The organism is Aerococcus sp. L_32 (assembly GCF_050689315.1).
Map to the genome: position 1 here is coordinate 1 of NZ_JBOEQF010000367.1, position 1956 is coordinate 1956.

General features: G+C 43.6%; 2 protein-coding genes and 1 pseudogene. All 3 read right to left on the minus strand.

Going from position 1 to position 1956, the window contains the following annotated elements:
• Window positions 1–200, minus strand: a pseudogene (locus ACRCJ0_RS12975) (bifunctional glutamate N-acetyltransferase/amino-acid acetyltransferase ArgJ); the annotation flags it as partial.
• A gap of 25 nt (window positions 201–225) precedes the next feature.
• Window positions 226–1266: an N-acetyl-gamma-glutamyl-phosphate reductase gene (gene argC, locus ACRCJ0_RS12980; RefSeq protein WP_431390690.1), complete on the minus strand. Its 1041-nt coding sequence runs from the start codon at window positions 1264–1266 to the stop codon at window positions 226–228.
• A partial coding sequence (locus tag ACRCJ0_RS12985; protein ID WP_431390691.1) for an ornithine carbamoyltransferase occupies window positions 1267–1956 on the minus strand: 690 nt, incomplete at its 5' end.

Genomic DNA, 1956 nt, shown 5'->3' on the forward strand with positions numbered 1-1956 from the left:
GTAAATACCCCTGCCATAGTGGCCCCTTTTGGAAAATAAATCAGGGCTAAATCTTTGTTGCGGTGTTTGAAACCAGAATGGACACCAGACACCCAGACATTTTCAATGGCGCAAAGGCCTCCAGAAATGGCCTGACTAGTTAAAGAATGTATTTCAGCATTTTCACTACTTATTGAGGTCGGTAATTGACTTTGTGACATGTATTCAAACTCCTTTCATCAGTGGTTATGGGAAGATTGGGGCTTGGGTAAGCCCAGTCGTTTGGTCTAGGCCAAACATTAGATTCATATTTTGGATGGCTTGCCCAGCTGCACCTTTTACTAGGTTGTCTATGACGGCAAAAATCACTAACCGGTTGGTTCTTTGATCGACTTTGACTTGGATTTGGGCAAAATTGCTGGCCCGAACCGCTTTAATTTGTGGCAATTGGTCTTGGCCTAGGATGTGAATAAAGTATTTGTCTTGGTAATAATTTTGATAGATTTGACGGACTTGGTCTTCATTAATGTCTTTAGTTAAGTCCACATAGATTGTGGCATGAATGCCCCGTTCGGTTGGTAACAAATGTGGGGTGAATTGAACAGTGACTTGATTGTTGGCGACATTATTTAAAGTTTGCTCAATTTCAGGAATATGGCGGTGAGCCATAGGGTTGTAAGCGTAAAAGTTGTTAGCTAACTCAGTTAGTAAGTTGGCTACCTTGGCAGACCGGCCTGCCCCAGAGACACCTGTTTTGGCGTCAATAATTACTGAATCGGTTCGAATGAAATCTTGGTCGATTACTGGCAATAAGGCGAGCAAACTGCAGGTCACAAAGCATCCAGGATTGGCGATTAAATCTGCCTTTTGAATGTCGGCTGCGTAAAGTTCAGGCAAACCGTAAACCGCTTGTTCAAGTAAATCAGGTTCTGTTTGTGGAATGCCATAATATTCTTGGTAGACTTGGCTATTCTTCAGTCTAAAGTCCGCCCCCAAATCAATCACCTTCACGTCATGCGCATGGGCTGCTTTCGCGATTTCCATGGATACCCCGTGCGGCAAGCACAAGAATAAGACATCCACTTGGTCGAAAATTTGGTTCGGATCATAAGCCACGAAGGATTGGTCGATTAAGCCCTTGAAATGAGGATAATAGTCCTGAACCTTAGTTCCCACCTCATTTCTCGAAGTTAAAGTGGTTAATTCAATATCTGGTCGGGTCACCAACAAGCGGATTAATTCTTCACCTGTATAGCCAGTTGCCCCGATAATCCCTACTTTAATCACCTAATCGCCTCCTTTGTCATTATTGTTTGGCCAGAATAAGTTGCCGTTTGTAGCTGCCATGATGGCTTTAATTGAGTGCAAGCGATTTTCTGCTTGTAAGAATTGCTTGGCGTAATCGGCCTGGAAGACTTCATCTGTCACTTCCATTTCTTGGTAGCCGTATTGGTCTAAGACTTGCTGGCCGTAAGTGGTTTCTGCGTCATGGAAGGCAGGTAGGCAATGTAGGAAAATGTAATTCGCTGTCTCAACTTGGTCTATCAATTGTTTGTTGACTTGGAATGGCATTAATTGCTTGATCCGGTCTTCAAAGGTCGCTTCCTCACCCATTGACACCCAGACATCTGTGTATATAATGTTGGCCGTTTTCACGGCTTGAACTGGGTTATTTGTTACGGTGATTTTGGTATTTGTTACTTTGGCGATGTCTTGCGCGGTTTCAAGAATATCTTGTTCAGGTTGTAATTGTGGGCTAGTCGCAATGGTAATGTCAACGCCCAACTTGGCACCTGCAATCATTAAAGAGTTGGCCATATTGTTACGACCATCACCTAGATAGACTAAGTGGTGCCCTTTTAAACAACCAAAAATCTCTTTGATAGTCATAAAGTCCGCAATCATTTGGGTTGGATGCCAGGTATCGGTCAAGCCGTTCCAAACTGGTACACCAGCGTGGGCGCCTAATAATTCGAC